The organism is Pseudomonas nabeulensis, from assembly GCF_004682045.1.
In the GTDB taxonomy this organism is placed as follows: Bacteria; Pseudomonadota; Gammaproteobacteria; order Pseudomonadales; family Pseudomonadaceae; genus Aquipseudomonas; species Aquipseudomonas nabeulensis.
Map to the genome: position 1 here is coordinate 20,960 of NZ_QUZT01000034.1, position 23,848 is coordinate 44,807.

Below are 23,848 nucleotides of genomic sequence, written 5' to 3' on the forward strand. Positions count from 1 at the left end.
GCTGTACGAACAGCGACCTGGGCGCGGGTGCCCCGGTCGCCGCTCGGCGGTCATTCAAAGCGCAGGATCACCCGGCGGTTGTGCTTGCTTTTCTTCTCGATTTTTTCGCAGAACACCCGGCCGATTTCCTCGGTATTGGTGACGTGGGTGCCGCCGCAGGGCTGGATATCGATGCCGGCAATCTCGATAACGCGCACCGAACCCTGGACCACCGGCGGCGCCACCGCCTGGGTGCGGGTGATCTGTAACAGGGTGGAATATTCCGTGGCGGGCATCGACAGCATCTTGACCGGGTGGGCCTGTTCGATCAGGGCGTTGAGGTCGCGGGTGATGCTGTCTTTGTCGAGGGTCATTTCCGGCAGGTCGAAATCCAGGCGGCCTTTGTCGGCGCTGATGCTGCAACCGGTGACCGGGGCGTCGATGATCGAGCACAGCAGGTGCAGGCAGGTGTGCATCTTCATGTGCTGGTAGCGCCGTTCCCAATCAATGGCTGCATCGACTTGCGCCCCGGCGGCCAACTGGGCAGGGCACTGTTCCACCTGATGCCAGATGATCGAGCGCAGCACCGGGTCGCGAACGGTGCCGGTCACGTCGACCCGTGTGCCGTCGGCCAGGATGAAGTGGCCGGTGTCGCCCGGCTGCCCGCCGCCGGTGGGGTAGAACAACGTGTGCTCCAGGGCGACGCCGTGTTCGCTGACGGCAATCACCCGGGCGCTGAACGCGTTCTGGTAGGGCGCGCTGTCGAACAGCGCCAGGGTTTCCATGGTGTGCACGGACATGTTCAACCTCCGACGATCAGTGGGCTGGCTTGCAACAGGGAACGCACCATTGCACTCAAGCCAGGGGGGGATAACAGGGTGATTTCAAATTCCGGGCCGCAGACCTTCAGGTTCAACGGCAGGCGCGGCAGCGGGTTACCTGCGTCGACGCGGTGCAGGCGAAATTGCAGGTGGTGACGCTCTTTCACCGTAGGTTCGAGCATCAGCCCGTGCAAAGGGTGGAAGTCGGCGTCCAGCACCGTGACCTTGTGGCTGGCGTTGATCTCGCCGACCACGTGCAGGCGTTCATCCAGGGCGAAGGCACCGAGGTAGTTGCTGTGGTCCGACTCGTCGTTCTTCTGCAACTGCACCTGGTTGACCACCTTGACCTTGGTGCCGGCCGGTACGTCCTGGGTGATCACGCAGGACGGGCTGATAAACACGTTGTCGCCGATCAGCACATAACCCAGCACGCGCGCGCCGGAGCCGACCTCGACGTTGTTGCCCAGGCGTGGGTGGCGCTTGCCGTCGGGGTTGTTGGCGATGCCACGGGCACCGAGGGTCACGCCGCAGAGGATGTAGCAGTCGTTGCCGATCTCGCAGGTTTCGCCGATCACCGTGCCGTAGCCGTGGTCGAGCACAAACCGCCGGCCAATGCGTGCCGCCGGGTGGATCTCGGCACCGGAGAGGATCTTGCCCTGGTTGCTCAGCTTGAGCGCCATGCGCGAGAACACCCCGTTGGCCTTGTCGGGGAAATTCCACATCAGGTGCGCCAGCCGGTAATACAGCACCGCCTTGAACGAGGCATAGGACTCCAGGATCAACTCGCCCCGCCCACGGGACGCCGGGTCACGGTAGGCGTAGGCGATCAGGTCTTCGGCCACCGCCTGCGCCGCGTTCTGGATCAGCGGCGCGAGGTGCGGTTCCAACTGCTTCATCTGCGCAGGCGTGAGGGTCTTGATGAGGTGGGTGAGCAACTCATCGTGAAGCTGTTGCATGTCGATAAAACCGCCCATTGAGGCACCCCCGTCGTCTGGTTGGTTGGAACAGCGCTTATTCAAAGCTGGGCAGGTAGCTGTCGGCATTGTCGTAGACCATGGTCAACACCACCGTTTCGGGCGGCAGTTCGGGGGCGAGCTTGGCGATGGCCACCATGTTGGCGGCGGACGACAGGCCCAGGCTGATGGCATCGGTGCGCATGATGCGTTTCATCATGTCGATGCAGGCCTGGCGCGAGACCTTGAGCATGCCGTCGATCACCTCGAGGTTGAGGATGCTCGGGATCAGTCCGATGGACAGGCCCTGGATATGGTGCGGCGCGTGCTGGTCTGTCAGCAGGTCGCATTCCTCCGGTTCCACGCCCATCACGCGTATGGCCGGCCAGGTGGTTTTCAGGGTTTCGCCAATGCCGGTGATATGCCCGCCGGTGCCGATGCCACTGACGAAATAGTCCACGTGGCGCTCGCCAAAGGCGCGGATGATTTCCCGGGCGGTGGTGTCGCGGTGGGTCTGCGGGTTGGCGACGTTGCGTTGCTGGTTGAGCATCACGTAGCTGGGGTTTTCCAGCTGTAATTCCATGCACTTTTCGCCATGGGAATTGTTGCCGCGACGGCTGTCTGACAGCACTACCTTGGCCCCGTACAGACGCAACAGCTTTTGCTTTTCGGGGCTGTAGTTGTCGGGGATCACCAGCACCACCTTGTAGCCCAGCACGTTGCCGGCCATTACCAGGCCGATGCCGGTATTGCCGCCGCTGGGTTCGATGATGGTTTGCCCGGAATCGCGGATCAGCACGCCACGACGCTCGGCATCGAGGATCATGCCCAGGGCGATACGCGCCTTGTGGCTGCCACCGGGGTTAAGGGATTCCAGCTTGGCGTAGACCTCGATGCCGAGGTCTTCGGAAAACTGCGCCAGGCGCACGATCGGCGTATGGCCGATGGCGTCGAGAATAGAGTTATGCAACATCAGGTAGGAGCCCATGGCCGGAGGTCAGTACAAAGGCATGTCGGGTTCGACGTCGCGAACCCAGTGTTTCATGCCGCCTTGCAGGACTTTGGTATTGGCAAAGCCCGCCGCCAGCAACGTGCTGGCGGCCTGCTCGGCGCGGGTGCCGGCGTAGCAGATCAGGTAATGGGTGTTGTCGCGGCTGAGGCTGTCGAGTTGCCCATCCAGTTCGGCCAGGGGGATATGCACCACGCCCGGCAATTTGCACACTTCCAGTTCGCTGGCGTCGCGCACGTCCAGCAGTACGTCGGCGCTGCGCGGGTGTTCGAGCAGTTGCTTGAGTACCCGGGGCTTGATGTAGCGTTCTTCGGCGAGGGACGGTTGGCTTGGCATGGCGTCGGCGCAGACCGCTGGCGCCTGGACTTCGCTGTGACGCCGTTCGGAGCAGCACGGGCAATCGGCGCGGCGCTTGAAGCGGATCTCGCTGAATTTCATCGCCAGTGCATCGAAGCGCATCAAGCGGCCGGACAACGGCTCGCCAATGCCGATCAGCAACTTGATTGCCTCGGTCGCCTGAATCATCCCGACCACACCCGGCAGCACGCCGATCACGCCGCCGGCACTGCAATTGGGTGCCAATTCAGCGGGCGGCGCCTTGGGGAACAGGCAGCGGTAGCACGGCCCGCCTTTGTAGTTGAGCACGCTGATCTGCCCGTCGAAACGGTAGATGGCGCCGTACACCAAGGGTTTGCCCAACTGTACGCAGGCGTCGTTGACCAGGTAGCGGGTGTCGAAATTATCGGTGCCGTCGATCACCAGGTCGTAGGCGCCAATCAGCTCCAGGGCGTTGTCGGCGTTCAGGGCCGTGTCGTGGGCGTTGATCTGGATATGCCGATTGAGGTCTTGCAAGCGATGTTTGGCGGACACCACCTTGGGCAGGCCCAGGGTGCTGTTGCCGTGCACGATCTGGCGTTGCAGGTTGCTGCTTTCCACCACGTCGAAATCCACCAGCCCCAGGGTGCCGATGCCGGCCGCAGCCAGGTACAGGCTGACGGGCGAGCCCAGGCCACCGGTGCCGATGATCAGCACCTTGGCTTTTTTCAAGTTCAATTGGCCTTCGCGACCGACGCCGGGCAGGGTGATATGACGCACGTAGCGCTGCACTTCTTCATTGCTGAGGGAATCGACATCCATGCCGCCGGACGTCGCCAGCAGGACTTCGATCCTGGCCTTTTCCGGGAGTTTTTCATCCGCATCGATCAGCGCTTCCTCGGCGGTAAACAGGAAGTGCTCCTTGAGTTGGTTGTTTTTTTCGTGGAACAGATGCGGACGCAGCTGCGGGTGGCTGCTGCAAAGGTTTTCAATGACTTCGCGCAATGTCGATCCGGTGCCCTCGAGGGTCGATTCCGGCAGCTTGGCCACGCGGACCAGAATGTCGGGGAAAGAGACAGCGTTCATGGACAACTCCGTGTGCAGGTCGTTGAAAGGATTGAGGGCGAAATGCTTGCCATCCCAGGCAAACAGCTTGGAACCCAGGGCCTGGCCCTGGCGAACGTCGACCACCAGGTAACTGACGGGGTAGATCGGTTCGCCCATGAACAGGGCCTTGTCCTGGTCTTCATCACTGAAATAGGCACCGACATCCGGGTGGGAGTGGTAGATCACCACCACCGGGTTGTCGCTGCGAAACGCTTTGTTCATCAGCAGGGTGTCGGCCACCGAAAACGTGTAGCCGTTGGCCGCGCTGCGCGGGTACATCTCGGGGTTCTTGTGGTGCAGCTCATTCTGGATATTGCTGCCCAGGTACACGCTGCCGTCGGCGAAGACGAAGCCGCAGCATTCTTCGGGGTAGCTTTGGCTGGCGTGGGCGTAGATCTGTTCCAGGGCTTTTGGGCGGAGGACGTCCATGTTTCTCTCGCGTGGTGGTTGGAGGGTCAATTTTTCTTGGCCAGCAGTTTTTCAACCGGCAATTTGGTGATCGCAAAACCGGCCAGCAGGATGGCCGAATACAGCATCAGGTCGCGGGAAATCGCCACGCCTTCGTACCAGGCGCCGATGATCACCGCGAACACCGGGAAGATGATGAACACGAACGACAGGATGATCGGGCTCAAGCGCTTGAGCAGCATGAAGTACACGATGAACCCGCCCACCGAGGCCACCAGCCCCAGATAGAACAGGGCGCCCCAGGATCGCAGGGTGATGGCATCGAAGGTTGGCGTTTCAAACAACAGGCCGGCCACGAACAGCATCAACCCGGCAATGCCGATGGGCAGGGTGTTGTAGGTGATCACGCTGATGGCGCTGCCTTTTTGCTTGGTAATCACGTAGCACAGCGCGTGCATGATCGCGGCGGTGAGGATCGCCACTACCCCGAAGAACTCGGCGTGGTCCAGGTGCAGGCCCTGGCTCTTGATGATCATGTAGAGGCTGCCGAAGCCGATGCCGATCCCGACCACCTGGGAGAAGTAGATACGTTCGCGCAGGAACAGCGCGGAGAAAATCAGGATGAACACCGGCATGCAGCTGAACAGCAGGGCGGTGAGGCCGGACGACACGTGCATCTCACCGTAATTGAGCAAGTAATAAGGAACGCTGAAGTAGGACAGGGTCACGAACACAAAGAACCAGCGGCTTTCACGCGGAAACAGGATCGGCTCGCGACGCACCATGGCAAAACACAGGAACAGCGGGAACGCGATCAGAAAGCGCAGGCCGGCGGAGGTCAGGGGCGGCACGCTCTCCACGGCGATCTTGATCCCAAGCCAGGTGGTGCCCCAGCTCAGGCACACGATCAGGAACATCACGCTGGTGAGCAGGCCGGCCAGCCACTGTTTTTGCTGTTTGGCCTTGGCGGTGTTTTCGAGAACGGCGGACATTGGCATCGTTTATTGCTTCCCTGAGCCGGAATTGAACTCTATATTGAGCTTGTAATGAGTTGTAAAATTCGGCGATTGAACCCGTAAAAGCACACTATTAGGGCGAAAGATGGCTGTCAAAACAAATATTGACATGGTGTCAATTATGCGTGAGGGGTTGTCCAACGGGCAGGGCGTGAAGTACAAGCGCCTGTCCGATGTCATGGAACGGGGCATCCTCGAAGGCTTGATTGAACCGGGAAGAAAACTGCCGCCCCATCGGGTGCTTTCCGACAATCTTGGCGTCACGATCGGCACCATCAGCCGGGCCTACGGCGAATTGGAACGCCTGGGGTTGGTAGTGGCACGGGTGGGGGACGGAACGTTCGTGCGCAAGCGTGGGATGGAGCGCCAGCGCGATGAAGGTTTTCGTAACTTCAGCGAGGAACCGCGCCAGTATTTCGACATGAGCCGCAACATGCATATCCCAGGGCAGGAAACCGCGTTCCTGGCCCAGAGCTTCCAAACCCTGTCGACCAACGCCAAGTTCCTCCAGGACATCAGCGCCTACACCCCGGACGCCGGCCTGCCGCGATACCGCGATGCGGGTGCGCAATGGCTGGTGCAGCGCGATTTTCACCCGATTCCCGAGCAGGTCATCTGCGTCAATGGCGGCCAGCATGGTTTGCTCTGCGCGATGATGGCGTTGCTGCGGGCGGGCGATACCGTGGTGACCGAGCAACTGACCTATCCCGGCCTTATCACGGCTGCCCGCATGCTCGGCATTCGGCTGATCGGCCTGGAAATGGACGAAGAAGGCGTGCTGCCGGGGGCGCTGGATGAAGTCTGTCGTAATCACCGGGTTTCGGCGTTGTATTGCACGCCAACCATCCAGAACCCTACAACGGCGGTTTTATCGATTCCTCGCCGAGAGGCGCTGGCTAAGGTCTGCCGCGAACACAACCTGTTGATTCTTGAAGATGAAGCCCATGGCGTTCTGGTAGAAGACCGTCCGCCACCCCTCAGTTATTTCGCGCCTGAACGTACGATCTTGATCAGCAGCTTGAGCAAGGCCGTGTCGGCCGGGTTGCGTGTGGGTTACGTACACGCACCGCCGGCGTTGGTCAGCCGTATTTCGGCGGCGCTGCGTTCGACCTGCTGGATGGCCACGCCGGTCACCTTGGAGTTGGCGACCCAGTGGATCGAAAACGGCACGGCGGAATACCTGCTGCGTCAGCAGATCAACGAGATCAGCCGGCGCAAGGCGCTGGTGAGTGACTTGCTGAGCGGCCTGGAATACCGCACCCACCTCAACAGCCCGCATTTCTGGATTGAAGTACCGGAGCCGTGGCGTGCGTCGGAAATCGAGGCGGAGCTCAAGCAGAATAATTACCTGATCGCCACCGCCGAGGCGTTTGCCGTGGGGCAGACGGCGGTGCCGCAGTTTATTCGGGCGAGTATTTGCAATACGTCGGGGGATGACCAGTTGTTGCGGGCGGGGTTTGATGCGTTGGCGACGGCGTTGGGGCAGGGTGGGGGCAGGTTTCAGTTGTAGGCAGGTTTACCGCGTTATCGTTCATCGGGGGCAAGCCCCCTCCCACATTGGCCGCATTCCAGAGTTGGAACTCGGTCAAAAGTGGGAGGGGGCTTACCCCCGATGGCGCCCGCCCAGACAACTCACTATTTGAACCGACGCTCCACACCCTTCTCCACGAGGATCTTCGCCGAAATCTCTTCCACCGAAAAATGCGTGGAATTGATGTGCGCAATATTCTCGCGACGGAACAGATTTTCCACTTCGCGCACTTCGAACTCGCACTGCGCATAGCTGGAATAGCGGCTGTTGGGCTTGCGCTCATTGCGGATCGCGGTGAGGCGGTCCGGGTCAATGGTCAGGCCGAACAGCTTGTGGGAATGGGCGCGCAGGGCGGCGGGCAGCGTCAGGTGCTCCATGTCGTCTTCGGTCAGCGGGTAGTTGGCCGCGCGGATACCGAATTGCATCGCCATGTACAGACAGGTCGGGGTCTTGCCGCAGCGGGACACGCCCACCAGGATCAAATCGGCCTTGTCGTAGTAGTGGGTGCGGGCGCCGTCGTCGTTGTCGAGGGCGAAGTTCACCGCCTCGATCCGCTCCATATAGTTGGAGTTGTGGCCAATGGAATGGGACTTTCCTACGGAGTACGAGGAATGCTCGCTCAGCTCTTGTTCCAGCGGCGCCAGGAACGTGGAGAAGATGTCGATCATGAAACCATTCGAAGTTGCGAGGATCTCACGGATGTCTTGATTGACGATGGTGTCGAAAATGATCGGCCGAAAACCGTCTTTTTCAGCCGCCAGATTGATTTGTTGTACCATGGCCCGCGCTTTATCCACGCTGTCGATATAGGGCCGCGTGAATTTGGCGAAGGTAATGTTTTCGAACTGCGCGAGCAGGCTTTGACCCAATGTTTCGGCGGTGATGCCGGTGCCGTCGGAGATAAAGAAAGCAGATCGTTTCATTTGAGCCCTGGGCCTTAAGCTGATGGCGAATCTTGGATATGATAGGCGCGATTTTGCCGTCCCGCAGTGGGCCGCATTCTCACTTATTTTCCAGGTCCAGGCCACAAGCGCTGGCGTTCGCTCCTACTGAGCCGCCGCGTCCTGAGCTTTTCCAACACAGTTAGTGGAGAGATCACCTTGGTAGAGTACGTAGTTTCCCTCGATAAGCTCGGCGTCCATGATGTAGAGCACGTAGGGGGCAAGAACGCATCCCTCGGCGAGATGATCAGTAATCTTGCAGGCGCTGGTGTCTCGGTGCCCGGTGGTTTCGCCACCACGGCCCAGGCTTACCGCGATTTCCTCGAACTGAGCGGCCTCAACGCTCAGATCCACGCCGCGCTGGACGCACTGGACGTCGACGACGTCAACGCCCTGGCCAAGACCGGTGCCCAGATCCGCCAATGGATCATGGAAGCCGAGTTCCCCGAGCAACTCAACGAAGAAATCCGTACCGCGTTTGCCGCGTTGTCGGCCGGTAACCCGGACGTCGCGGTGGCCGTGCGTTCCTCGGCCACCGCCGAAGACTTGCCGGACGCTTCCTTCGCCGGTCAGCAAGAGACCTTCCTGAACATCCGCGGCGTGGAAAACGTGATCCGTGCGGCCAAGGAAGTGTTCGCTTCGCTGTTCAACGACCGCGCCATTTCCTACCGCGTGCACCAGGGTTTCGACCACAAGCTGGTGGCCCTGTCTGCCGGTGTGCAGCGCATGGTGCGCTCGGAAACCGGCACCGCCGGCGTGATGTTCACCCTGGACACCGAATCCGGTTTCCGTGACGTGGTGTTTATCACCGGCGCCTACGGCCTGGGCGAAACCGTTGTACAAGGCGCGGTCAACCCCGACGAATTCTATGTGCACAAGGGCACCCTCGAAGCGGGTCGCCCGGCCATCCTGCGCCGTAACCTGGGCAGCAAGGCCATCAAGATGATCTACGGCGACGAGGCCAAGGCCGGTCGCTCGGTGAAAACCGTTGAAGTCGACAAGGCCGAGCGCGCGCGCTTCTGCCTCACCGACGCAGAAGTCAGCGAGTTGGCCAAGCAAGCGATGATCATCGAAAAGCACTACAAGTGCCCGATGGACATCGAGTGGGCCAAAGACGGCGACGACGGCAAGCTGTACATCGTGCAGGCCCGTCCGGAAACCGTGAAGAGCCGCACTTCGGCCAATGTCATGGAACGCTACCTGCTGAAAGAAACCGGCACCGTGCTGGTGGAAGGCCGTGCCATCGGCCAGCGCATCGGCGCCGGCAAGGTGCGGATCATCAAAGACGTGTCCGAAATGGACAAAGTCCAGCCAGGTGACGTACTGGTCTCCGACATGACCGACCCGGACTGGGAACCGGTGATGAAGCGCGCCAGCGCCATCGTCACCAACCGTGGCGGGCGTACCTGCCACGCGGCGATCATCGCCCGTGAGCTGGGCATCCCGGCAGTCGTGGGCTGCGGCAACGCGACCCAGCTGTTGAAAGACGGCCAGGGCGTGACCGTGTCCTGTGCCGAAGGCGACACCGGCTTCATCTTCGAAGGCGAGCTGGGCTTCGATATCAAGCAAAACTCCATCGATGCCATGCCCGACCTGCCGTTCAAGATCATGATGAACGTCGGCAACCCGGACCGTGCCTTTGACTTCGCGCAGTTGCCGAATGCCGGTGTGGGTCTGGCCCGCCTCGAGTTCATCATCAACCGCATGATCGGCGTGCACCCCAAGGCCTTGTTGAACTACGACGGTCTGCCGCTGGACATCAAGGAAAGCGTCGACAAGCGCATCGCTGGCTACAACGACCCGGTGGGCTTCTACGTCGAGAAGCTGGTGGAAGGCATCAGCACCCTGGCGGCGGCGTTCTACCCGAAAAAGGTCATCGTGCGCCTGTCGGACTTCAAGTCCAACGAATACGCGAACCTGATCGGCGGCAAGCTTTACGAGCCGGAAGAAGAAAACCCGATGCTGGGCTTCCGTGGCGCCTCGCGTTACATCAGCGAAGCGTTCCGTGACTGCTTCGAGCTCGAATGCCGTGCCCTCAAGCGCGTGCGCAACGAGATGGGCCTGGATAACGTCGAGATCATGGTGCCGTTCGTGCGCACCTTGGGCGAAGCGAGCCAGGTCATCGACTTGCTGGCGGAAAACGGCCTGTCCCGTGGCGAAAACGGCCTGCGCGTCATCATGATGTGCGAACTGCCGTCCAACGCGATCCTGGCCGAAGAGTTCCTGGAGTTCTTCGACGGCTTCTCCATCGGCTCCAACGACCTGACCCAGCTCACCCTGGGCCTGGACCGTGACTCCGGGATCATCGCGCACCTGTTCGACGAGCGTAACCCGGCAGTCAAGAAGCTGCTGGCCAACGCCATCCAGGCCTGTAACAAGGCCGGCAAGTACATCGGTATCTGCGGCCAAGGCCCTTCCGATCACCCTGACCTGGCCAAATGGTTGATGGAGCAGGGCATCGAAAGCGTCTCGCTGAACCCGGACTCCGTGCTGGAAACCTGGTTCTTCCTGGCGGAAGGCCAAGCGTCCGCCTAAGGCCGTTACGTCAAAAGTGCCGATCACTCCTCGAGGGTGGTCGGCATTCTTATCTGTACAGGGCGGCAATCCCCGCGGACGCCGCCCTTTTTTGTGCAAGAGCATTATGCAAAGCAGCAGCAACCTGTTTCCTGTCGCCCTGATCAGCGCTGAACGTCGGGGCGATCTGAGTGAAGATGTGTACCGCCTTAAACCCGGTAACAGCCCCGACCACACGGTCGAGCTGGCGGTTACCCGTTTGGGCCTGGCCGATGTCCCGGAAAACCGGGGCATCCCGGTTATTTTGTTGCATGGCAGTTTTTCCAACCGACGCTTCTGGTATTCGCCCAAGGGCATTGGCCTGGGCGCTTACCTGGCGCGCCAGGGTTTTGATGTGTGGATCCCGGAAATGCGTGGACATGGCTTATCCAAGCGCAATCATGACTACGCCAAAAACCGCGTCGCCGACTATGCGCGCTACGACTTGCCGGCGATTGGCGCGTTTGTACGTGAGCAAAGTGGTCAGATTCCCCACTGGATTGGCCATTCCCTGGGGGGCATCAGTTTGGCTGCTGCGCTGGGTGGGCACTACCTGGGCGCGTCCGCAGCAGCGTCGGTGGCATTGTTTGGCTCTCAAGTCAGCCGCACGCACTGGCCGTTGAAACTGCCGCCGGTGGAGTGGACGGGGCGCTTGCTGTTGAAGCGCTTCGGCGAGCTTTCCGGTTCCCGCTTCAAGCGCGGTCCGGAGGATGAGCCGGCGGGCGTGTTGATCGAAGCCATGCGCTGGAATGGCCTGTTCGGACGTTTTGGCGAAGGCAAGCACGATTGGTGGAAGGGCTTGGCAGATGTTGATGTGCCGCTGTTGGCGGTGGGTGCAGCGGGTGATCATCAAGATCCGGATTGGGCCTGTCGCAAGCTGTTCGAGCAGGTCGGTTCCGAGCATCGCCAGTACCTGTGCCTCGGACGTCAGCAAGGTTTCACCGGGGACTTCGGGCATGTGGAAATGCTGGTCAGCAAACCTGCCCAGGCCGAAGTGTGGCCGCTGGTGGCGCAATGGTTGAAGGACCCGCTCACACCTTTGTTCGGCGCGCCGGCCGAGGGGTTGGCCACGGTTTGACGGAGCGCTCTGCCAAGGGCGTTTCGCTCATGGCGGGTTGCGGCTAAGATATGACGCGCTGAGCGCTTCTGGTCATATTCAGTCGCGCAGTGGTTATTGCGTTGCGGCGCAGTGAGTGGGATGTTGCTCGCCTGCTGCGACCGGTACTTCTTGAAAGACACTTCTTTGCCAGAAAGGAATTTTTCGATGAACCATTACGTGACCCCCGACCTGTGCGACGCCTACCCGGAACTCGTGCAGGTGCTCGAGCCGATGTTCAGCAACTTCGGTGGCCGAGACTCCTTTGGTGGCGAGATTGTCACCATCAAGTGCTTCGAGGATAACTCGCTGGTCAAGGAACAAGCCGACCAGCCGGGCGCCGGCAAGGTGCTGGTGGTCGACGGTGGTGGTTCCCTGCGACGCGCCTTGCTGGGCGACATGATCGCCGAGAAGGCCGCAAAAAACGGTTGGGAAGGGCTGGTGATCTACGGGTGTATCCGTGATGTCGACGTCATCGCCCAGACCGACCTGGGGGTGCAGGCCCTGGCGACCCACCCGATGAAGACCGACAAGCGCGGCATCGGCGACCTGAACGTGGTGGTCACCTTTGCCGGCGTGACCTTCCGCCCAGGTGAATACATCTACGCCGACAATAACGGCGTGATCGTGTCGCCCAGCCCACTGAAAATGCCTGAATAAACCGCAATAACCGACGGGGTGAGGATGTTCGAGGAAGAAAACGCGCAATGGGGGCTGGTGCATGCCCTGGTGCTGGACGGTAAAGGCGGTGCGCGTTCGATTGCCCGAACTGAGCTCGACGACTTGCAACTGCAGCCCCAGGAAAGCCTGTGGCTGCATTGGGATCGCAGCCACCCGCAAACCCAGACCTGGCTGCGCAAATCCAGTGGGCTGAGCGAATTCGCCTGTGACCTGCTGCTGGAGGAGAACACCCGCCCACGCTTGTTGCCACTGCCGGATTCGGAACTGCTGCTGTTCCTGCGTGGGGTCAACCTCAACCCGGGGGCGGAGCCGGAAGACATGGTCTCGGTGCGCATTTTCGCCGCTGCCAGCCGGGTGATCTCCTTGCGTTTACGTCCGCTGCGCGCCACTGATGAACTGCTGGTGCAGTTGGCGGATGGCAAAGGGCCGAAAACCGCGTCAGAACTTATCCTTTATATGGCGCAGTACCTGACCAATAAAGTGCAGGATCTGGTCACCGACCTGTCTGAAATCGTCGACGGCGAAGAAGAAAAACTCGACGCCGACGAACGGTATACCCCAGAACATGGCAGCGTCCTGCAGATCCGTCGGCGGGCGGCTGGGCTCAAGCGATTTTTGGCGCCACAGCGGGATATTTTTGCCCAGCTCACGCGGATCAAGTTGCCGTGGTTTTGCGATGACGATGCGGACTATTGGAACGAATTGAACAACAGCCTGACCCGCTACCTGGAAGAGCTCGAATTGACTCGGGAGCGCGTGGGGCTTGTGCTTGAGGCCGAAGACCGGCGCTTGAGCGTGCGCATGAATCGCACCATGTACCGCTTCGGGATCATTACCGGGATCTTCCTGCCGATGAGTTTTCTTACCGGCCTGCTGGGTATAAACGTCGGCGGGATTCCGTTCTCCGGCGACCCCTACGGGTTCGCGATTGCCTGCCTGATGATGGTGGTGGTGGCGCTGGGACAATGGTGGCTTTTTCGACGATTGCGCTGGGTTTGACCTGAATATGAGCTGAACGTAGGAAGGGTCCTATGTGACCCCAAGAATTTAACCCTCGTCTTTTAAAACACTTGCGAGAGGTCTTTATGCACGATCCGTTCGAACAGTCTTTGCGTGACATGCTCAATGCTTCGCCGTCCAACCGTGACGACGATGCCTGCCTGGGCCGCGTGTTGAAAACCGCCAACCGCCAGGTAGGGGCGGGCGATCTGTTCGGCCTGCTCGGGCGCTGGTTGCCGGCGTTGATGATGGCCCTGAACAACGGTTCGGCCCACGTCTCACCGGTTTCCCGCCGTAAACCTCTTGCTCGCACTGCTGATAAGGCTGATTGAATATGGAACTTGATCTCTGGACCCAGAGCCTGGTCACCGCGATGACCGCATTGTGGACCAAGGTGGCGAATTTCATTCCCAACCTGTTTGGTGCGCTGGTCCTGGTGTTGCTGGGTTTTGTCGTGGCCAAGTTGCTCGACACCCTGCTGTCCAAACTGCTCGCCAAATTGGGCCTCGACCGATTGATGGCGGGCACCGGCCTGACCAAACTGTTGGGGCGCGCCGGGCTGCAAGTACCGATCTCTACGCTGATCGGCAAGATCGTTTATTGGTTCGTTCTGCTTATTTTTCTGGTTTCTGCGGCTCAATCCCTTGGACTTGAGCGAGTTTCAGCTACGCTCGACATGCTGGCGCTGTATTTGCCGAAAGTTTTCGGCGGCGCGCTGGTACTGCTGGTAGGTGTTCTGCTGGCGCAACTGGCCAATGGCCTGGTGCGCGGCGCCGCTGAAGGCGTGGGGCTGGACTATGCTGCCGGCTTGGGGCGAATTGCCCAGGGGCTGGTCATCATCATCAGTATTTCGGTCGCGATCAGCCAGTTGGAGGTCAAGACTGACCTGCTGAACCACGTGATTGTGATTGTTTTGATTACCGTTGGTCTGGCCGTTGCGTTGGCCATGGGGTTGGGGAGCCGGGAAATTGCCGGTCAGATTCTTGCGGGAATCTATGTGCGCGAGCTGTATCAGGTTGGGCAACAGGTGCGTGTAGGCGAGGTCGAAGGGCAGATCGAGGAGATCGGCACAGTCAAGACGACGGTGCTGACCGATGACGGCGACCTGGTGTCGTTGTCCAATCGGATTCTCCTGGAGCAGCAGGTCAGTAGCCGCTAATCCGGCAAAACCCTGCTAATGTACGCCGCCGCAATCCCGGCTGACCGGGCTGTGGCGGACATTGACCTGACTGTCGGCACGACTTGTTTTGAATAAAGCCCAAACGCTGTCCACGCGCTATGACCCCCGTGAGCTCTCTGATGAGGAGTTGGTCGCGCGCTCGCACACGGAGCTGTTTCACGTAACACGCGCGTACGAAGAATTGATGCGCAGATATCAACGCACTCTGTTCAACGTTTGTTCAAGGTATTTAGGGAACGATAGAGATGCGGATGATGTCTGTCAGGAAGTGATGCTCAAGGTGCTGTATGGCCTGAAGAACTTCGAGGGCAAATCGAAGTTCAAGACATGGCTATATAGCATCACGTACAACGAGTGCATCACGCAGTATCGTAAGGAACGGCGAAAGCGTCGCTTGATGGACGCTTTGAGTCTGGACCCCCTTGAGGAAGCGTCGGAAGAAAAGACGCCGGCCCCCGAGGAGAAGGGTGGACTCGATCGCTGGTTGGTGCATGTGAACCCGATTGACCGGGAAATTCTGGTGCTACGTTTTGTCGCAGAACTGGAATTTCAGGAAATCGCTGACATTATGCATATGGGTTTGAGTGCTACAAAAATGCGTTACAAACGTGCTCTTGATAAATTACGTGAGAAATTTGCGGGCGAGACTGAAACTTAGTGCGTGGCAAATATCTCTTACGTGTAGGCAAGTTCTGTTAGACTTGTCGCCGAGTTGTCCCCCGGTTTGTGGGACTGCTTTACAATCACCAGATGGGGATTTAACGGATGAAACTGAAAAACACCTTGGGCTTGGCCATTGGTTCTCTTATTGCCGCTACTTCTTTCGGCGTTCTGGCACAAGGCCAAGGCGCAGTTGAAGGCGAGCTGTTCTACAAGAAGCAGTACAACGATAGCGTCAAGCACATCGAAGACGGCTTCAACCCAGGCGCTCGCATTGGTTACTTCCTGACCGACGACCTGTCGCTGAACCTGTCCTACGACAAAACCAACCACACCCGTTCGAACGACGGTACTGGTAACCAGAAGATCAAAGGTGACACTGGCAGCCTGACTGCTCAGTACCACTTCGGTCAGGCTGGCGTTGACAGCCTGCGTCCATACGTAGAAGGCGGTTTCGGTCACCAGAGCCGCACCAACGTGCTGGCTGACGGCCACAGCGGTCGCGATCAGACCACTCAAGCTATCGTAGGTACCGGTGTTAAGTACTACTTCACCAACAACCTGTACGCTCGTGCCGGTGTTGAAGCTGACTACGGTCTGGACAACGGCAAGTGGGACTACTCCGCACTGGTCGGCCTGGGTGTGAACTTCGGCGGTAACGCTGGCGCAGTTGCTCCAGCTCCTACCCCAGCACCAGCTCCAGAGCCAACTCCAGAGCCAGAAGCTCCAGTTGCTCAGGTTGTTCGTGTTGAGCTGGACGTTAAGTTCGACTTCGACAAGTCCGTTGTTAAGCCTAACAGCTACGGCGACGTGAAAAACCTGGCCGACTTCATGAAGCAGTACCCACAAACCACCACCGTGGTTGAAGGTCACACTGACTCCATCGGTCCAGACGCTTACAACCAGAAGCTGTCCCAGCGTCGTGCTGACGCGGTCAAGCAAGTTCTGGTCAAAGACGGTATCGACGCTAGCCGCGTTAGCTCGGTTGGCTACGGTGAGTCCCGTCCAGTTGCCGACAACGCAACTGAAGCAGGCCGTGCTGTTAACCGTCGCGTAGAAGCCTCGGTTGAAGCTCAAGCTGCTCAGTAATTACTGAGTAGTCGAAAAAAGCCCGGCTCAGGCCGGGCTTTTTTTCGCCTGGGATTTGCCTCAGGCGCTGGCCGCTGCTGCAACCCACGCTGCTTGGGCGGCACCCACCACATTGCCGATAACCAGGATTGCCGGACTCTTAAGGGCGAATACCTGAGCGTCCTCATGCATGCGCGACAGCTCACTGCGACACTCGCGCTGCTGCGGGAGCGAGGCATTTTCGATCATCGCCACCGGCATGTCCGCAGCCATACCCCCCTCCAGCAATTGCTGGCGAATCTCTTCGAGCTTCGCAACGCCCATATAAACCACCAGCGTTGTCCCGCCCTCGGCCAATGCACGCCAGTTCAAGCGACTGTCGTCCTGTGTGTGCGCCGTGACCAGCGTCACGCCACGGCTGACACCCCGCAAGGTCAGTGGAATAGCGCAATTGGTTGCTCCAGCCAGTCCTGCGGTAATGCCATTGACCAACTCCACTTCGATCCCGTGTTCGCGCAGCCGCACGGCTTCTTCGCCGCCCCGGCCAAAAATGCATGGGTCACCGCCTTTGAGCCGCACCACGCATTTACCCTGCCGTGCATAACGCAGCATCAAACGATGGATAAAGTCCTGCGGCGTCGAGCGGCAACCACCGCGCTTACCCACCGTGATCACCCGTGCTTCGCTGCAGTGTTCCAGCACTGCCGGGTTGACCAGGTCATCAATCAGCACCACATCGGCTTCATTCAGGGCTCGCACAGCCTTAAGCGTCAACAACTCCGGGTCACCAGGGCCCGCGCCCACCAACCAGACCTTTGCGTTCATGTGTTTTCCTCGTCCAGGGATGACGTCAGTGGTGAAAAAGTGAGTAGAGCAACACCAGATTGATCAGCAGCGAGACCAGTCCAAGGGTGCGCCAGACTTTCAACGGCTCGCGCTCCAGCAAAGGCCTTGGGCGGATGTTCAATTCCTGTCGGTCAGCCTGTTCCAATACCCGCAACCACTCTTCGGCGGTTTCAAAACGATGTTCAGGTTGTGCCGCCACACCCCGTTCCAGACAACGGGGCAACCAGTCCGGCAAGTCAGGGCGATAGCGATTGGCGCTGACAGGTTGGGTAAACCTTGGCCGTTGGAAGGCTTCGATCTCGCCGTAGGGGTAATGCCCTGTCAGCAGGTAATAAAGCGTTACGCCGACGCTGAATAGATCCTGTTGAGGCGTAGGACGATCACCCTTGAACCCCTCGGGGGCGATAAAACTCGGGGTGCCTGGTAGCGTGTGTGCGCCGTCTTCCGAAAGTCCAGGGCAATACGCCAGGCCGAAATCCAGCACACGCAGTTCGCCGTCGTCCCCGAGCAGCAGGTTTTCCGGCTTGATATCACGATGCAGGATCTGCCGCCGATGCAGCATGCCCACCGCCCGCAATAAGCGCTCGGCAATCGACTGCCATTGCGCCAGGGGCAGCGGACCTTGTTGCTGGAACAGTTCGGCCAGGGTTTTTCCGGGATATTCGCGCATCACGTAGTACAAATGCTGACGCCCGCTGGCGGCGTGGACTTCAGGAAACGCCCGCCCGGCAACCCGCCGCAGAAACCATTCCTCCGACAGCAAGGCCTGGCCTGCGTCGTGGTCATCATCGTGATGCAATGGCAGGGTTTTCAGCAGCCAGGGTTGCTGCTGGGCATCGCGCACCCGATATAGCAACGACTGCCTGCTTTGGGCCAAAACCGTTTCAACCTGCCAACCTTCAAACGACTGGCCGGGCTTCAGGGGCGGCGGCAGTGGCCATTGCTGCAACTGCACCAGCGCATCGCCGAGGGTCGCCGCGCCAAGGCTTTCGACACGCACCAGCAGGGCGCTGGCGTTGTCCTGGCTCCCTGCCAGATGTGCGGCATTCACCAGGGTAGCGACCGCCAAATCCAGGTCGGTTTGTTCCCGCAGGATCGCCTTGATGCTGTGCTCGCCCAGTGTTGCCCACACCCCATCGCTAAGCAGCAGGAAGCATTCGCCCGCGCGCAGCTCGCCATCCAGAAAGTCCACAACCAGGTGTTGATCCAATCCGAGGGCACGCTTGAGCACATGCTGCATGCCCGGTTGCTCCCACACATGATCCTCGCTGATGCGCTGCAATTCGCCATCCAGCCAGCGATACGCCCGGCAATCACCGACATGTGCCAGGGTGAAACGCTGGCCGCGAAACACCAGGGCACTGAGGGTGGTGAGCAATGGCTGGCCACCGCCATTGGCCTGCAACCAGCGATTCTGCGCCAACAGCAAACGCTCCAAGGCCTGGGCCACGCCCCAGGTTTGCGGCGTGGCGTAGTAGTCCAGCGCCAGGGCCTGCAAGGTCGAGCGCGCCGCCAGGCCACCGTCGGCGCATTGGCTGACGCCGTCGGCCATGGCGCACAGGTAGCCTTTGCTCGCGGCCAGTTCGGCCACGGGGGTCACCACGCGCACGGCATCCTGGTTTTCCGCGCGCGGGCCGATCGCGCTGGCGTGGGCGATGCTCAGTTGCAGGCTCATCAGACCCGCGCAGCCGTCACGGCAGCCGAGCCCCAAGTGGTTCTCCAGCGACGCTTGACGCCATGCAGGCCGAACCAGGCCAGCACACCCAGGCTTGCGAACAGCCACAGGGCCATCTGATAGCTGCCAGTGCTTTGTTTGATGGCGCCCATGCCCGCCGCCAGCGCGAAACCTCCGATACCGCCGGCCATGCCGATCAGCCCGGTCATCACGCCGATTTCGCGACGGAAACGTTGCGGCACCAGTTGGAACACCGCACCGTTTCCTGCACCAAGGCCAAGCATGGTGCAGACGAAAAGCGCCAATGCCGCGTAGGAGCTTGGCAGGTTGAAACCGACTGCTGCGATACAGATCGCCGCCACGCTGTACATGCCCAGCAGGGTACGAATCCCGCCGAACCGATCCGCCAGGGCGCCGCCCAGTGGCCGCATCAAGCTGCCGCCGAACACGCAGGCGGCGGTGTAGTAGCCGGCAGTCACCGGGCTCAGGCCGTATTGGTCGTTGAAATAGCCGGGCAGGGCGCTGGCCAGGCCAATGAAACCGCCAAAGGTCACGCTGTAGAAAAACATAAACCACCAGCTATCGCGGTCACCCAGGGCCTTGAAGTAGTCGGCCATGGATTTGGCTTTTGGCCGTTCAGGGGCATTGCGCGCCAGCCAGGCAAAGACAATCAGGGTCAGCACCAAGGGAATCAACGCAAAGCCAAATACGTTGCTCCAACCAAATGCAGCGGCCAGTACAGGTGCCAGCAGCGCAGCGAACACCGTGCCCGAGTTGCCTGCGCCGGCGATGCCCATGGCCTTGCCCTGGTGTTCCGCTGGGTACCATTGGGAAGCGAGCGGCAATGCCACAGCAAACGATGCGCCAGCCATGCCGAGGAATACCCCCAGCAGCAACGCCTGTTCGTAACTGTGGATACCGAGTTTCCAGGCGCCAAACAAGGCGGCAATCACGATCACTTGGCCGATCAGCCCGGCCGTTTTGGGCGACAGCTTGTCCGCCAGCATGCCCATTAAAAAGCGCAGCACCGCACCCGCCAGGATCGGTGTGGCGACCACCAGGCCACGTTGTTGGGTGGTCAGGTGCAGGTCGGCGGCAATCTGCACCGCCAGTGGGCCCAGCAGGTACCAGACCATGAAGCTCAGGTCGAAATACAGGAACGCGGCAAACAGGGTCGGGGTGTGCCCGGATTTCCAGAAGCTTGATTTCATCACGCACCTCAACGGTTGGGAGTCTTGCAAGAAGGCCAAAACGAAAAAACGCCGCCACCGGGTTCGCGAGAGCAAACCGGATGTGCGACGTCTTTGTCGGGAAGGGGGCAACCGCCGTTGGTTACCTGTGAATATCCTTTAGCAAGAGCTGAGCCATATCAGCTGAGCAATTCGCTCATAGCGATAATCTGCTCCGCCACCTGAATCAATTTCTGTTGGCGGCTCATGGCCTGACGGCGCATCAGGGTGTAGGCCTCTTCCTCATTGCAGTGCTTCATTTTCATCAACAAGCCCTTGGCCAGTTCGATGCGTTTGCGTTCTAGCAGTTGCTGGTCTCGTGCCTGCAGTTGAGCGCGCAAGGCCTGGTCACTTTCGAAACGGGCCATGGCCACGTCCAGAATCGGTTGCAGGCGCTGGGCCTGGATGCCTTCGACGATGTACGCGCTGACGCCGGACTTGATGGCCTGGCGCATCACATTCGGGTCGTGTTCATCGGTGAACATCACAATGGGGCGGGGCTGATCGCGGCTGACCAACACCACTTGCTCCATGACATCGCGGCCCGGTGACTCGGTATCGATCAGGATCACATCCGGGCGCACCGTTTCGACGCGTGCGGGCAGGTCGATGATCAGACCGGACTCATCGATCACCTCGAAACCGGCTTCGATCAGGGCGGACCGGAGGCGGCCGACCTTGCGTGGGGTGTCGTTGATCAACAGGATTCGCAGCATATCCGGGCTCCTGTCAGCGCAAGGCTTGATGGCTGGCGTACTCAGCCATGGCGTGCAAGCGGAAGCTACGGGCATAGCCAACCGGGTCGGAGCCGTCCCAGACCTTGCCGTCGATCAACTGGCTGCTGCGCATGTCGTTGGCACTGGTCATGACGCCGGTGGCCTCGGCCGCCTGACGATACAGCGCCAATTGCTGCACCTGGCGGGCGACGCCCAGATAGTCCGGGTCTTCACGCAGCAGGCCCCAACGGCGGAACTGGGTCATGAACCACATCCCATCGGAGAGGTAGGGCAGGTTAACTTCACCCTCGGCAAAAAACCGCAGCGCGTGGGGGTCTTGCCATTGGTTGCCCAGGCCGTCGTCATAAGCACCGAGCAAACGCGGTTCGATGCAGTCCAGCGGGGCATCGAGGTATTCGCGGCTGCTGAGCAATTGCGCGGTGGAACGTCGGTTCTCGGTGCTTTCTTCTATAAAGCGGCTGGCTTCCAGGATCGCCATCACCAGGACACGAGCGGTGTTTGGGTATTGATCGACAAAGGCCTGGGTACAGCCCAGCACTTTTTCCGGATGGTTGGGCCAGATTGCCTGGGTCGTTGCCAGGGTGAAGCCTTGGTTCTGCTTGACGGCGCTCGCGCACCAGGGCTCGCCGACGCAAAAGCCATCGATACGGTTGGCTTGCAGGTGCGCAACCATTTGCGGTGGTGGCACCACCACGCTGTCCACATCCTGCAATGGGTGGATACCTTGGCTCGCCAGCCAGTAATACAGCCACATGGCGTGAGTGCCGGTAGGAAAGGTCTGGGCGAACGTCAGTTTTGTTCGGCTTTGGTGCACGTGGCGGTCCAGTGCCTCAGGAGTGATCACGCCCTGCTGTTGCAGGCCATGGGACAGGTTGATGCTTTGGCCGTTCTGGTTCAGTCCCATCAACACCGTCATGTCGATAGGGGCGACGCCGCCGATGCCAAGGTGCACCGCATAGATCAGCCCATACAGGCTGTGGGCCGCGTCCAGTTCGCCACTGGCCAGTTTGTCGCGCAGGGTGGCCCATGAGGACTGGCGCTTGAGGTTCAGGGTCAAGCCATAGGGCTGGGCGAAACCTTGAGTGGCGGCCACTACCACTGAAGCGCAATCGGTCAAGGCCATGAAACCCAGGTCGAGGCTGCTTTTCTCCGGGGCATCACTGCCGTTGACCCAGGCAAGTGGGTCATTAATCGGGCTGTTGCCTACCGAATCGTTCATCAATACCTACCTTTTCGTTCAAAAAAAAGCGCCGTTTCCTCAGATGGCGATGCAAGCCATTGTGGGTAACGACGCCTTTGTCTGTAGGTCCGCTCCGTCGTTGGCGCGTGCCCTTGTAGGGAGATCGTAGCAAGGCACATGCCATGGATGGGCACGCGACTGCCGCCGTCAACTTTCCATCAAGATTGAAAGCGAACAGCCTCTCAGTATGACCGCTTCTCTTTGCCAGGCTGCCCAGGAAACCCACGGTGTACGCTGAATTCCCCGCTACGATCTGCCGTTTTTGGCTGCTGTGCCTCGCGCTGCTGCTGGGAGGCGCGCCTGCCTGGGGTGAGATTTATCAAGCGCAGGACGAAAGTCTGCATACGGTCTTTACCGCCCTGTCGATTCCACTAGGGGTTCCCGTCGTGGTCAGCCGCTTGGTAGCACTCAAGCGATTTAGTGGGGGGGTGGATCTTGAGGCGCCACAACAAGCCCTGGAGGCCGTTATCTCGCAGCAGGACTTGATCGGATACAGCAACGGACAAGCGCTTTACGTCTATGACGCCAGCGAGGCAAAAAACTCGGCCGTGGCCTTGCATCATATTTCCGTCGACCGGTTTCGTGACCTCATGCGTCGCGCGGGGATCGATGAGTCGCGCTATCCCTTGCGTGAGGCCGGCGGGCAGACCTTCTACGTGTCAGGCCCGCCGAACTACGTCGACCAGGTGCTGCGCCTGGCACAACTGATGGACCGGCAGATGGCTGACCTGCGTGTGGGTAACCAGGCCTTTGGCGTGGTGCAGGTGCTCAATACCCATGTGGCGGACCGTCAATACCGCATGGGCGGCGACCTGGTCACAGTGCCGGGGATGGCCTCGATGATTGAAACCCTGCTTGCCGCTGAGCGGCAGGGGCCGTTGGCCGACAGGAGCCTGGCGGTCATCGCGTACCCGGATACCAATAGCCTGTTGCTCAAGGGGCCGCCGGAGCAGGTGAAGTTCATTGAGCAACTGGTGGCGGAACTGGACCTGCCCAAGCGACCGGTCGAGGTCTCGCTGTGGAGGGTGGACGTGGAACGTGGTGATTTGAAAGCGCTTGGCCTGGAGTGGGACGAGGAGGCAAAGGCGTCGACGACGCGAATCATGGAACCGTTGGAGGATAGCCGCCTGATGATGCAAATCGCCGCGCTGGAGCGCCGTCGGCGGGCGAAGGTCATTGCGATGCCGGTGATGCTCACCCAGGAGAATGTGCCGGCGGTGATCGAGGACAACCACACTTTTTATCTGCCCGGCCCCGAAGACGACTCCGTTGAATGGAAGCCTGTGGGTTACGGCGCACAGGTCAGCGTGCTACCACGGTTGGCCGAGAGCAATCAGATCGAGATGTTGATCAATATCGAGGACGGTCGCCAAGTGACGGAGGCCGGTCGGCATGGAAAACCCACTGGCGTAGGTCGTGTGAGTCTCGGCAGCGTGGTGCGTGTACCTCAGGGCAAGCGGTTGTGGCTGGGGCCGTTCCAGCGGGAGGAGCGGGCGGGACGTTCTGCAACTCCGCGTGGCTCGCAAAAGGTTCGCTTGTTTGTCGTCCAGGCTCGGGCTGTGGGCGACGAATTGAAAACCGTGGCCGGCGGTATCGGGCCACCACCGCTGACTGCGGCGCAATACGAGCGTGTGCAACGCGCGTTCAGACGACCGGGTCACGCGGTTTCTCCGTGATTAAGACGTTAAAGAAATATCCGACAGGGATGCGTGCAAACAAACAGGAGACACAGGCTTTCTCCTGGTGTGGGGAGCAGGGTGGTTTTTTATAGTCCTGCCGTTGGTGTGCGAACAGTACTGGGAAG

Annotated in this window: 21 protein-coding genes; 10 read left to right on the plus strand and 11 right to left on the minus strand. The window is 60.0% G+C overall.

Going from position 1 to position 23,848, the window contains the following annotated elements:
* Positions 1 to 50: 50 nt before the first annotated feature.
* The 5 genes from DYL61_RS18110 to DYL61_RS18130 are packed head-to-tail and all read right to left on the minus strand — an operon-like array spanning position 51 to position 5,533.
* Complete coding sequence (locus DYL61_RS18110; RefSeq protein WP_135309463.1) at positions 51 to 779, minus strand: alanyl-tRNA editing protein; 729 nt, start codon at positions 777 to 779, stop codon at positions 51 to 53.
* Between the two features lie 2 nt (positions 780 to 781).
* A complete protein-coding gene (locus DYL61_RS18115; RefSeq protein ID WP_135309464.1) occupies positions 782 to 1,774 on the minus strand; it encodes a serine O-acetyltransferase in 993 nt (330 codons plus the stop codon).
* A 37-nt stretch (positions 1,775 to 1,811) separates the two neighbouring features.
* A complete protein-coding gene (locus DYL61_RS18120) occupies positions 1,812 to 2,726 on the minus strand; it encodes a PLP-dependent cysteine synthase family protein (RefSeq protein WP_135309465.1) in 915 nt (304 codons plus the stop codon).
* Positions 2,727 to 2,750: 24 nt separating this feature from the next.
* Positions 2,751 to 4,613 carry a molybdopterin-synthase adenylyltransferase MoeB gene (moeB, locus tag DYL61_RS18125; protein ID WP_135309466.1) on the minus strand — a complete coding sequence of 621 codons (1,863 nt, stop codon included), beginning with the start codon at positions 4,611 to 4,613 and terminating at the stop codon, positions 2,751 to 2,753.
* Positions 4,614 to 4,639: 26 nt separating this feature from the next.
* Entirely contained in the window at positions 4,640 to 5,533 is an 894-nt protein-coding gene (locus tag DYL61_RS18130) for a DMT family transporter (RefSeq protein WP_167497979.1), read from the minus strand.
* 160 nt (positions 5,534 to 5,693) lie between these two features.
* Here DYL61_RS18130 and DYL61_RS18135 point away from each other — a divergent pair, with 160 nt between their 5' ends.
* Complete coding sequence (locus DYL61_RS18135) at positions 5,694 to 7,118, plus strand: aminotransferase-like domain-containing protein (protein ID WP_135309468.1); 1,425 nt, start codon at positions 5,694 to 5,696, stop codon at positions 7,116 to 7,118.
* Between the two features lie 125 nt (positions 7,119 to 7,243).
* Here the strand turns inward: DYL61_RS18135 and ppsR are convergent, their stop codons facing one another.
* The gene (gene ppsR / locus DYL61_RS18140; protein WP_003193298.1) at positions 7,244 to 8,062 is read right to left on the minus strand and encodes a posphoenolpyruvate synthetase regulatory kinase/phosphorylase PpsR; all 819 of its coding nucleotides are present in this window, start codon (positions 8,060 to 8,062) and stop codon (positions 7,244 to 7,246) included.
* 177 nt (positions 8,063 to 8,239) lie between these two features.
* Here ppsR and ppsA point away from each other — a divergent pair, with 177 nt between their 5' ends.
* From ppsA to DYL61_RS18180, 8 genes are all read left to right on the plus strand, one after another.
* Positions 8,240 to 10,615, plus strand: coding sequence for a phosphoenolpyruvate synthase (gene ppsA, locus DYL61_RS18145; RefSeq protein ID WP_135309469.1), 2,376 nt, complete (start codon positions 8,240 to 8,242; stop codon positions 10,613 to 10,615).
* A 106-nt stretch (positions 10,616 to 10,721) separates the two neighbouring features.
* Positions 10,722 to 11,711 carry an alpha/beta fold hydrolase gene (locus tag DYL61_RS18150; protein ID WP_135309470.1) on the plus strand — a complete coding sequence of 330 codons (990 nt, stop codon included), beginning with the start codon at positions 10,722 to 10,724 and terminating at the stop codon, positions 11,709 to 11,711.
* A 186-nt stretch (positions 11,712 to 11,897) separates the two neighbouring features.
* Complete coding sequence (rraA, locus tag DYL61_RS18155; protein ID WP_135309471.1) at positions 11,898 to 12,389, plus strand: ribonuclease E activity regulator RraA; 492 nt, start codon at positions 11,898 to 11,900, stop codon at positions 12,387 to 12,389.
* 24 nt (positions 12,390 to 12,413) lie between these two features.
* Positions 12,414 to 13,409, plus strand: coding sequence for a zinc transporter ZntB (locus DYL61_RS18160; protein WP_135309472.1), 996 nt, complete (start codon positions 12,414 to 12,416; stop codon positions 13,407 to 13,409).
* 86 nt (positions 13,410 to 13,495) lie between these two features.
* Positions 13,496 to 13,741: a hypothetical protein gene (locus DYL61_RS18165; protein WP_005790375.1), complete on the plus strand. Its 246-nt coding sequence runs from the start codon at positions 13,496 to 13,498 to the stop codon at positions 13,739 to 13,741.
* Between the two features lie 2 nt (positions 13,742 to 13,743).
* Positions 13,744 to 14,568 (plus strand): mechanosensitive ion channel family protein, encoded by an 825-nt coding sequence (locus tag DYL61_RS18170; RefSeq protein WP_003175519.1) that lies wholly within the window; start codon positions 13,744 to 13,746, stop codon positions 14,566 to 14,568.
* An 88-nt stretch (positions 14,569 to 14,656) separates the two neighbouring features.
* Positions 14,657 to 15,247 (plus strand): RNA polymerase sigma factor SigX, encoded by a 591-nt coding sequence (sigX, locus tag DYL61_RS18175; protein ID WP_046382425.1) that lies wholly within the window; start codon positions 14,657 to 14,659, stop codon positions 15,245 to 15,247.
* A 107-nt stretch (positions 15,248 to 15,354) separates the two neighbouring features.
* Positions 15,355 to 16,338, plus strand: a complete 984-nt coding sequence (locus DYL61_RS18180; protein ID WP_135309473.1) for an OmpA family protein — start codon at positions 15,355 to 15,357, stop codon at positions 16,336 to 16,338.
* 60 nt (positions 16,339 to 16,398) lie between these two features.
* On the opposite strand, the gene cobA is transcribed toward DYL61_RS18180, so the two are convergent.
* The 5 genes from cobA to DYL61_RS18205 all read right to left on the minus strand — a co-directional run bounded on the left by cobA (position 16,399) and on the right by DYL61_RS18205 (position 22,023).
* Positions 16,399 to 17,142, minus strand: coding sequence for a uroporphyrinogen-III C-methyltransferase (cobA, locus tag DYL61_RS18185; protein WP_135309474.1), 744 nt, complete (start codon positions 17,140 to 17,142; stop codon positions 16,399 to 16,401).
* 25 nt (positions 17,143 to 17,167) lie between these two features.
* A complete protein-coding gene (locus DYL61_RS18190) occupies positions 17,168 to 18,838 on the minus strand; it encodes a bifunctional protein-serine/threonine kinase/phosphatase (protein ID WP_135309475.1) in 1,671 nt (556 codons plus the stop codon).
* Positions 18,838 to 20,049, minus strand: coding sequence for a nitrate/nitrite transporter (locus tag DYL61_RS18195; RefSeq protein WP_105697579.1), 1,212 nt, complete (start codon positions 20,047 to 20,049; stop codon positions 18,838 to 18,840). Before DYL61_RS18195 ends, DYL61_RS18190 begins: the two co-directional genes overlap by 1 nt.
* 158 nt (positions 20,050 to 20,207) lie before the next feature.
* Positions 20,208 to 20,783 carry an ANTAR domain-containing response regulator gene (locus tag DYL61_RS18200; protein ID WP_135309476.1) on the minus strand — a complete coding sequence of 192 codons (576 nt, stop codon included), beginning with the start codon at positions 20,781 to 20,783 and terminating at the stop codon, positions 20,208 to 20,210.
* A 13-nt stretch (positions 20,784 to 20,796) separates the two neighbouring features.
* Positions 20,797 to 22,023 carry a CmpA/NrtA family ABC transporter substrate-binding protein gene (locus tag DYL61_RS18205; protein WP_135309477.1) on the minus strand — a complete coding sequence of 409 codons (1,227 nt, stop codon included), beginning with the start codon at positions 22,021 to 22,023 and terminating at the stop codon, positions 20,797 to 20,799.
* A 248-nt stretch (positions 22,024 to 22,271) separates the two neighbouring features.
* Here DYL61_RS18205 and sctC point away from each other — a divergent pair, with 248 nt between their 5' ends.
* Positions 22,272 to 23,720, plus strand: coding sequence for a type III secretion system outer membrane ring subunit SctC (sctC, locus tag DYL61_RS18210; protein ID WP_135309478.1), 1,449 nt, complete (start codon positions 22,272 to 22,274; stop codon positions 23,718 to 23,720).
* Positions 23,721 to 23,848 lie beyond the last annotated feature (128 nt).

Coding starts and splice junctions, on each gene's coding strand:
- DYL61_RS18110 (WP_135309463.1), bottom strand. CDS start 779: ATGTCCGTGCACACCATGGAAACCCTGGCGCTGTTCGACAGCGCGCCC.
- DYL61_RS18115 (WP_135309464.1), bottom strand. CDS start 1,774: ATGGGCGGTTTTATCGACATGCAACAGCTTCACGATGAGTTGCTCACC.
- DYL61_RS18120 (WP_135309465.1), bottom strand. CDS start 2,726: ATGTTGCATAACTCTATTCTCGACGCCATCGGCCATACGCCGATCGTG.
- moeB (WP_135309466.1), bottom strand. CDS start 4,613: ATGGACGTCCTCCGCCCAAAAGCCCTGGAACAGATCTACGCCCACGCC.
- DYL61_RS18135 (WP_135309468.1), top strand. CDS start 5,694: ATGGCTGTCAAAACAAATATTGACATGGTGTCAATTATGCGTGAGGGG.
- ppsR (WP_003193298.1), bottom strand. CDS start 8,062: ATGAAACGATCTGCTTTCTTTATCTCCGACGGCACCGGCATCACCGCC.
- DYL61_RS18150 (WP_135309470.1), top strand. CDS start 10,722: ATGCAAAGCAGCAGCAACCTGTTTCCTGTCGCCCTGATCAGCGCTGAA.
- rraA (WP_135309471.1), top strand. CDS start 11,898: ATGAACCATTACGTGACCCCCGACCTGTGCGACGCCTACCCGGAACTC.
- DYL61_RS18160 (WP_135309472.1), top strand. CDS start 12,414: ATGTTCGAGGAAGAAAACGCGCAATGGGGGCTGGTGCATGCCCTGGTG.
- DYL61_RS18165 (WP_005790375.1), top strand. CDS start 13,496: ATGCACGATCCGTTCGAACAGTCTTTGCGTGACATGCTCAATGCTTCG.
- DYL61_RS18170 (WP_003175519.1), top strand. CDS start 13,744: ATGGAACTTGATCTCTGGACCCAGAGCCTGGTCACCGCGATGACCGCA.
- DYL61_RS18180 (WP_135309473.1), top strand. CDS start 15,355: ATGAAACTGAAAAACACCTTGGGCTTGGCCATTGGTTCTCTTATTGCC.
- cobA (WP_135309474.1), bottom strand. CDS start 17,142: ATGAACGCAAAGGTCTGGTTGGTGGGCGCGGGCCCTGGTGACCCGGAG.
- DYL61_RS18190 (WP_135309475.1), bottom strand. CDS start 18,838: ATGAGCCTGCAACTGAGCATCGCCCACGCCAGCGCGATCGGCCCGCGC.
- DYL61_RS18195 (WP_105697579.1), bottom strand. CDS start 20,049: ATGAAATCAAGCTTCTGGAAATCCGGGCACACCCCGACCCTGTTTGCC.
- DYL61_RS18200 (WP_135309476.1), bottom strand. CDS start 20,783: ATGCTGCGAATCCTGTTGATCAACGACACCCCACGCAAGGTCGGCCGC.
- DYL61_RS18205 (WP_135309477.1), bottom strand. CDS start 22,023: ATGAACGATTCGGTAGGCAACAGCCCGATTAATGACCCACTTGCCTGG.